The 6,961-nt window shown below is 72.2% G+C and carries 7 protein-coding genes; 4 read left to right on the top strand and 3 right to left on the bottom strand.

Annotated features, from left to right (window positions below; translation table 11 throughout):
• Genes ABD858_RS02020 through ABD858_RS02005 form a run of 4 tightly spaced genes read left to right on the top strand, consistent with a single transcriptional unit; the run spans position 1 to position 2,470 of the window.
• Positions 1-216 (top strand): MbtH family protein, encoded by a 216-nt coding sequence (locus ABD858_RS02020; RefSeq protein WP_345034096.1) that lies wholly within the window; start codon positions 1-3, stop codon positions 214-216.
• Between the two features lie 11 nt (positions 217-227).
• Complete coding sequence (locus ABD858_RS02015) at positions 228-1,475, top strand: cytochrome P450 (protein ID WP_345034094.1); 1,248 nt, start codon at positions 228-230, stop codon at positions 1,473-1,475.
• A 30-nt stretch (positions 1,476-1,505) separates the two neighbouring features.
• A complete protein-coding gene (locus ABD858_RS02010; protein ID WP_345034093.1) occupies positions 1,506-2,249 on the top strand; it encodes an SRPBCC family protein in 744 nt (247 codons plus the stop codon).
• A gap of 32 nt (positions 2,250-2,281) precedes the next feature.
• On the top strand, positions 2,282-2,470 hold the full coding sequence (locus ABD858_RS02005; RefSeq protein WP_345034092.1) for a hypothetical protein: 189 nt from the start codon (positions 2,282-2,284) through the stop codon (positions 2,468-2,470).
• 142 nt (positions 2,471-2,612) lie between these two features.
• Here ABD858_RS02005 and ABD858_RS02000 read toward each other — a convergent pair whose 3' ends face one another.
• From ABD858_RS02000 to ABD858_RS01990, 3 genes are read right to left on the bottom strand one after another with little or no spacing between them, the layout of a single operon-like run.
• On the bottom strand, positions 2,613-3,971 hold the full coding sequence (locus ABD858_RS02000; RefSeq protein WP_345034091.1) for an NAD(P)/FAD-dependent oxidoreductase: 1,359 nt from the start codon (positions 3,969-3,971) through the stop codon (positions 2,613-2,615).
• Entirely contained in the window at positions 3,968-5,029 is a 1,062-nt protein-coding gene (locus tag ABD858_RS01995) for an oligopeptide/dipeptide ABC transporter ATP-binding protein (RefSeq protein WP_345034089.1), read from the bottom strand. The genes ABD858_RS02000 and ABD858_RS01995 overlap by 4 nt, the downstream gene beginning before the upstream one ends.
• A complete protein-coding gene (locus tag ABD858_RS01990; RefSeq protein ID WP_345034088.1) occupies positions 5,026-6,885 on the bottom strand; it encodes a dipeptide/oligopeptide/nickel ABC transporter permease/ATP-binding protein in 1,860 nt (619 codons plus the stop codon). The genes ABD858_RS01995 and ABD858_RS01990 overlap by 4 nt, the downstream gene beginning before the upstream one ends.
• Positions 6,886-6,961 lie beyond the last annotated feature (76 nt).

Below are 6,961 nucleotides of genomic sequence, written 5' to 3'. Positions count from 1 at the left end.
ATGACCAACCCGTTCGAGGACCAGGACGGCACCTTCCTCGTGCTCGTCAACGACGAGAACCAGCACTCGCTGTGGCCGCAGTTCGCGGACGTCCCCGACGGCTGGAGCGTCGCCCACGGACCCGACACCCATGCCGCCTGCCTGGAGTACGTCGAGCGGTCCTGGACCGACATGCGGCCCAAGAGCCTCGCCGACGCCATGAACGCCCAGCGGTAGCGCGGCTCGCAGTGAACCTGACCGAAACCACCGACGAGGCCCGCGACAGCGCGGGCCTCGCCCGGTCCGACGACCTCGCCGCGGCCCTGCTCACGCCCGAGGCCCGCCGGGACCCGTACCCGTTCTACGCCCGCATGCGCCGCGAGGACCCGGTCCACCGCAGCGCCCAGGGCATCTGGTACCTCACCCGGTACGCCGACGTCGAGGCGGCCCTGAGCGACTTGCGGCTGTCCAGCGACCGGGACCGGATGACCCGCGCCTACAGCGCGCTCGGCGGCGACCTCAAGGCCTTCAGCCGGCTCACCGACCGGCTCGGCCGGGTGATGAGCAACACCGACCCGCCGGACCACGCCAGACTGCGCAAGCTGGCCAACCGGGCTTTCACCGCCCGGCGCGTCGAAGCCCTGCGCGACGGCATCCAGCGGATCGTCGACCGGCTCATCGACGAGGCGGTCGCCGCCGGCCCGGCCATGGACCTGATCGAGGCGGTCGCCTCCCCGCTGCCGCTGTCCGTCGTCTGCGAGCTCTTCGGCATCCCGCCCGAGGACCTCCCGCAGGTCAAGACCTGGTTCCACCGCTTCGGCCGACTCAGCGAGGACATCGACAAGTCCGAGGCGGCGATCGAGCAGTACGAGGAGTACCTCGCCCGGCTCGTTCGCCGCCGCCGGGCCGACCCCGGCGACGACCTCATCAGCGCCTTGGTCGCCACCCAGGCGCAGGACGACCGGCTCACCGACTCCGAGCTGCTGTCCACCTGCTTCGTCCTGATCACCGCTGGCGACGAGACCACCACCCACCTGGTCGGCAACGGCATGCTCGCCCTGCTGCGCCACCCCGACCAACTGGCCCGGCTGCGCGCCGACCCGGCGCTGGTCCGCACGGCCGTCGAGGAACTCGCCCGCTACGACACGCCGACCCAGGCGATCGTCCGGGTCGTAGCCGAAGACGTCGAGATCGGCGGGCAGACGCTGCGCGAGGGTGAGCTGGTGTATCTGTTCCTCGCGGCGACCAACCGTGATCCCGAGCGTTTCGAGGACGCCGACCGCCTCGACCTGACCCGCCCCGGCAACCGGCACCTCAGCTTCGGCAACGGCCCGCACTTCTGCCTCGGCGGCCCGCTGGCCAAGCTCCAGGCGGAGGTGGCCGTCGGCACGCTGGTCCGTCGGCTCCCGCACTTGCGGCTGGCCGACGGCGCGGTCCTCGACTGGCGGCCCAACCCGCTGCAACGGCGGCTCACCGCGCTTCCGCTCACCTACTGACCCATGAACGACGACGAAGGAGAAGTGACCATGGCCCGAGAGCTCGAGGTCCGCCGGGAACAGGACCTGCCCGCCACGCCCGAACAGGTCTGGGACGCGGTCGCCACCGGCGCCGGCAACCTCGGCTGGCTGTACCCGATGGAGGTCGAGCCGCGCGTCGGCGGAAAGGCCACGCGCGGCGACAGCACCGTCGTGGCGTGGGAGCCGCCGCACCACTTCGCGGTTCGGGCGACCCAGGACGGCGGGTTCTCCAACACGCTCACCTACCGCATCGAGCCGGCCGACGGCGGCACGAGCCACCTGCGGATGGGAATCCACTGGGTGCACACGGGCGTCGTCGACGACACCTGGAACTGGGACACCAAGGCGGACGCGGCCGAGAAGCACGTCGACTTCTACCAGCACTCCCTCCCCGAGTACCTGAGGCACTTCGCCGGCCGCCCCGCCGTCTACGTCAAGGCCGCCCGTGGCGAGTGCACCGAAGACCCCGCCGACTTCGCCGCCCTGCGCCGGCGCCTCGGCCTCGACGACGACGCGGCCGTCGGCGACCGGCTGTCGCTCGACCTCCCGGGTACGCACGGCGGCTCGACGGAGGTGGTCGTGGACTGGCTGAGCCCCGACTTCGTCGGCCTGCGAGGCCTGGACGCGCTGTACCGGTTCTTCAACGGCAGTTCCTGGAACTGGCCGATCTGGCTGGGCCACCACCTGTTCGCCGAGGACGCGGACGAAAAGCCGGCCACCGAGGCCTGGAACGCCTGGCTCAACGGCGCCTGACCCCGTCGCACGACACGACCGAAGGACCTCTGGTGGAAACACTGCTCTACGCCGCCGAACTCGTCCGGGAAGACGGCACCTACAAACTCGTGGTGCAGGACGTGGTGCGGGACACGGTCCAGGTCACCACGGTTCCCGAATCCGCGGTGGCCAGGCTCCCGGCCTTCCTGTCGGTGCTGAGTTCCAAGCTCGGCTCGGCGTCGGCACGCGGCCGCTGGTAGACCACTTCCGGCTTCACGAGGCGGGTGCCGTCCGGCACATGAACTGCCGGACGGCACCGGCCCCGTGAACGGGCGCTCGTGTCCGGGAATGTCATACGCGCTCCTCCGACACCGTTCCGCGGACTCATGCACACGTTGAACGTCAGCCCATGACGGTTCGAGAGGCGGCACCGTCGGCCAGGGACCGTCTGCGGGAGAAAGCACCCAGGTCGACGACGACGCCGGTGTGTTCCCCCGTGTACCGCAGCGGATCGCGGTCGTGGTCGTGGCCGGCCTCGACACGGTCGACCAGGGTGGCGAGGAACCGGCCCGCCAGGGGAGCGTTCTTGAACTGGTTGCCGCTCGTGCCCATGGCGACGTAGAAGCCGGCCAGATCGGTGTGGTCGTAGATGGGGGACCAGTCGTCGGCGGCGTCGTAGACACCGGCGATGCCGGTCGGCCGGTTCGGAACGCCGAGGAGCGGGAATCGGCGTGCTGCCCTGGTCACCTGGGTCTCGAACCGGGCGGGCGTCGGGTGCGGGTTGCACTCGTCGGGATCGTCGAGCCACTCCCTGGGGTCGCAGGCGGGCAGCATACTGCCGATGAGGAGGTGTCCGCCGGAGGGGCGCAGATAGGTCCCGAGGTCGACATCGGCCACGATCGGGCCGGACGTGGTCCCGGTGCCGCCCGGGCCCGAGGCGGTCCCGTCGCCCTGACGGACCGGCGCGGCCACCTGATGGACCTCCTGGCGCAGCGGGCGCACTCCCACGGTGAACTCGGCCCCGACCCCGGCCGTCCGGTTGAACCCGCCCGACCAGGGCCCGGCGGCGTTGACCACCACGGGTGCCGTGATCGCGGTGCCGTCGGCGAGCCGGACGCCCGCCACACGGTCCTCGCCGCGCAGCACACCGACGACCGCGCGCCGGAAGAGGAAACGCACCCCGATGCGGGCCGCCGCGTCCGCGAGATTCTGTGCCGCGAGCCGGGCATCGTCGACGAAGCCCGCGTCGGGGGTGAACAGTGCGCCGAGCTCTCCTTCCGGGCCGGAGAAGAAGGCATCGTCGAGCAGGGACCTGGGAGGCCCGTAGCGTCCCGCGTCGATACCGGGGATCCGGCTGCGCAGCGTCGCGGCGTCCCAGCGCTCGTACGGCACACCGGCACGCTCGAACAGCGCGACGACCTCCGACGTCCCGGAGCCCGGTGCGTCGAGGAGTACCGCTCCGGTCCGCCGGAACGCCGCCAGGCCGGGGCCGCGCACGGTGCCCAGGTGCTCCGCCCAGCCTGCCCAGCAGTGCTGGGATTCCCATGCGGTGGCGACACCGCCCCAGGTCGAGTAGTTGAAACGGATGATCGCGCTCGACGCGCTGGTGGATCCGTGGCCGACGCCGCCGGACTTGTCGACGACCACGACGCGCCGACCGGTGCGCGCCAGTTCCAGTGCCACCGCGGCACCGATCACACCGGCCCCCACGACGACCGCGTCCGCGCCGGACGGAGGCGTGTCCGCTTCCCCGGCTGTCATGACGGCAGGTCCTCGGGGGTTCGCGGAGTCCGGTCACCGTTCGCGTCCGGGGGAACGCGACAGGCCTGGGGCGGGTGGTCGTCGGTGCGGTACGGGAAGTGGCAGGCGGCGCGATGCGGCTGACCGGCCGCGTCCAGCTGCGGGTCCCGTGCGGCGCAGACGTCCCGTCCGGGATGTCGGTCCGGTCCGACGGGGCAGCGGGGATGGAAGCGGCATCCGGTCGGCGGCGACGCGGGGTCGGGCACCTCACCGGCAAGAAGGGGTTCCCCGGCCGGGCGTCTCCCGGCGTGCAGACTCGGCACGGCGGACAGCAGCGTTCGGGTGTAGGGATGCCGTGGGCCGCGCAGCAGGCTCTCGGTGGAGGCGATCTCCACGATCCGACCGAGGTACATCACGGCGACGGCGTCCGACACATGGCGGACGGCGGCGAGGTCATGGCTGATGAACAGCATGGCGTAGCCCATGCGTCGCTGCAGATCCCGGAGCATGGTGAGCAGCGCCGCCCGGACCGACACGTCGAGAGCCGAGGTGACCTCGTCGGCGATGAGCACCGCCGGATCGACGGCGAGCGCGCGGGCGACGGCGACGCGTTGGCGCTGGCCGCCCGAGAGCTGCCGCGGCAGCCGGTCGGCGCAGCCGGCGTCGAGACCGACGAGTTCCAGCAGTCCGCCGACGCGCTGTTCGCGGCTACGGCGGTCCAGCCGGACGAAGGCCCCGGCCGATTCGGCGAGCGACTGACGGACCGTCATACGGGGGTCCAGTGCCGTGTCCGGGTCCTGGAACACCAGTTGGACCTGTTGCCCCAGCCGGCGCCGGTCGGCCACCCGGCGCCCACCGTACTCCCGCCCTCCGACGGTGATCCGCCCGGCGCACGGGGGGTCCAGCCCGACGACCGCTCGTGCCAGAGTGGACTTTCCCGACCCGGACTCGCCCACCAGGCCGACCGTCGTGCCCTGGGGAACATCCAGCGACACGCCGTCCACTGCCGTGATCGGCCCGAGCGGTCCGTGATGGCGAACGGTGACGTCGTACAGCGCCAGCCCCGACCCTGTGCTCACTTCTGCGCCTCCTCGGTCTCACGCCGCTCGCGGGACGGTGCCGCGGGCAGCGGCTGCCAGCAGGCGACCTCGTGCCCCGGGCCGAGCGGGGACAACACCGGGCTCACCACCGCGCACCGGTCCAGCCGATGCGGACAGCGGTCATGGAACGGGCACCCCGGGGCCGAACCGTACGGATCGGGCGGCTCTCCCTCGATGGTGCGCAGGGGACGGTCACGCTCCGCGGCCAGGTCCGGGACCGAGGCGACGAGCATCCGCGTGTACGGATGCCGTGCGCCGACCGCCAGCTCATGGGCAGGAAGGTTCTCCACGATCGTTCCCCCGTACATGACCAGAACCCGGTCACAGGCATCGGCCACCAGGGCGATGTCGTGGCTGATGAAGAGGATCGCCGTGGCGTCGTCGTGCCGGACCCGGCGGAGCAGGTCCATGATCTGCCGCTGCACGGTGACGTCCAGGGCTGTCGTCGGTTCGTCCGCGATGATGAGGTCGGGGCGCAACATCGAAGCCGCGGCGATCGCCACTCGCTGGCGCTGACCGCCGGAGAGCTGGAAGGGGCGGGACCGGAGCAACCGGCGCCCGGCGGGCAGCGCGACCATCTGAAGCCGGGCCAGCGCCTGCTCGACGGCCTCGGCACGAGGGGTGCCACGGTGTGTGCGCACGGCCTCCGTCATCTGTGTTCCGATGCGCAGCGACGGGTTGAAGGCCGAGGCCGGGTTCTGGAAGATCAACGCCATTCCCGTCGCCAGTTGCCTGCGTCGCTCCTCGCGGGTCAGCGACTCGGCGTCCGCACCGAGGAACCGGTGCGTACCCCAGGTCGCGCGGGCGTCGTCCGGCAGCAGGTCGGCGATGGCGAGCGCCGTCAGCGACTTGCCGGAACCGGACTCGCCGACCAGGCCGACCATCTCACCACGCTGCAGGGTGAGGGTGACACCGCGGACGGGCCGGACCACCCCGTCCGCAGTGGGAAGGACGACCCGCAGATCCTCCACCTCCAGCACGTGGCCCACGGATGCCGGGCGGTCGGCGCGCGCAGGGTGTGTCACGGGCTCTTCCCCCGGGTGCGGGCGGGCTTGCCGTACGGCGGCTCCGGCCAGCATCTCGCCGAGCAGCTGGAACGCGACGGCGGCGTAGACGATGGCGATGCCGGGCGCCACGGCGGGCAGAGGTTCGGTGTAGATGCGGTCCAGCCCCTGGCTCAGCAGGAGTCCCCAGTCGTACGACGGGGGCTGCACCCCCAGTCCGAGGAAGCTCAGTCCCGACAGCGCCACGAGTGCCGAGCCCACGGCGACCGTGGTGTTGAGCATCAGCGGTTCGGCGATGTGGGGCAGGACATGGCGCAGCAGGAGCCGGTGGCGGCGCAGGCCCAGCACGCGCGCCGCGGCCATGAAGTCGGTCCCGGCCACCTGGGCGGCAAGGGTCTGCGTGATCCGCGCGAAGCCCGGTGCGGAGGCGACGGCGAGTGCGAACACCGCACCGCCCGCGCCCGCCCCGAAGAGGGCTGCGAGGAACATAGCGACGAGGAGCGCGGGGAAGGCCAACAGAAGGTTGATCAGGGCCCCCAGCAGGCGGGCGGCGCGCCCGCCCACTACGGCGGTGAGCGCGCCGAGCGTGATGCCGGCGGCCGCCCCGAGGAGCGTGGCCGCGATGGCCGGCAGCAGGGAGGGCCAGGTCGCCGAGAGCAGCCGGGCGAGCAGGTCGCGGCCGAGACGGTCCGTGCCGAGCAGATGACCCGTGGTGGGCCCGCGCAGCACCGCCGACGGGTCCGGCCGGTCGGCCTGCTGCCCCCACAGCACCGCCCCGGCGACGGCCAGTACGGCGAGCGACCCGAGCATCACCAGGGTGATCACGCCCATGGGGGTGGCCCAGTTCGACCGGGACGCGCGAGACCGGCCGTGGGCGGCACACGGCGAGGACGGGGAAGAGGAGGAC

Source organism: Streptomyces sannanensis (genome assembly GCF_039536205.1).
In the GTDB taxonomy this organism is placed as follows: Bacteria; Actinomycetota; Actinomycetes; order Streptomycetales; family Streptomycetaceae; genus Streptomyces; species Streptomyces sannanensis.
The sequence above is the reverse complement of the archived record's forward strand: the minus strand, read 5'-3'. Positions and strand labels throughout refer to the sequence as shown.

Excerpts from the sequence above, each read along its gene's own strand:
- ABD858_RS01990 (WP_345034088.1), bottom strand. The coding sequence starts at position 6,885 with ATGGGCGTGATCACCCTGGTGATGCTCGGGTCGCTCGCCGTACTGGCC.
- ABD858_RS02020 (WP_345034096.1), top strand. The coding sequence starts at position 1 with ATGACCAACCCGTTCGAGGACCAGGACGGCACCTTCCTCGTGCTCGTC.
- ABD858_RS02010 (WP_345034093.1), top strand. The coding sequence starts at position 1,506 with ATGGCCCGAGAGCTCGAGGTCCGCCGGGAACAGGACCTGCCCGCCACG.
- ABD858_RS02000 (WP_345034091.1), bottom strand. The coding sequence starts at position 3,971 with ATGACAGCCGGGGAAGCGGACACGCCTCCGTCCGGCGCGGACGCGGTC.